Annotated in this window: 1 protein-coding gene; it reads left to right on the forward strand. The window is 55.8% G+C overall.

Annotation, left to right across the window (positions count from 1 at the left end; translation table 11 throughout):
- Positions 1-251 (forward strand): hypothetical protein (locus ACX9YW_RS23340; RefSeq protein ID WP_460351157.1); only part of this gene is annotated, 251 nt, incomplete at both ends.

Below are 251 nucleotides of genomic sequence, written 5' to 3' on the forward strand. Positions count from 1 at the left end.
TGCCAGCTCCGGCTCTGCAGTCGGGCATCAATATCGGTCCGGTAGCAGTCAACGCCACCGGCAACAGCACCGGAGGCCTCTTCTTCAACGATTACCTCGGCACTCCGTATCCTGTGCCTATGCAGGAAGAATTCGGCACCCAGCAGTTCAACTGTCAGAAGTGGACATTCAACCTCGCCGAACCCTTCAATCACGTAGAATGGCTTCACGCCACATCTTCAACAGTCGTAGCCTACGGCAGTCCTCTCTTC

Source organism: Pseudoneobacillus rhizolycopersici, from assembly GCF_054786815.1.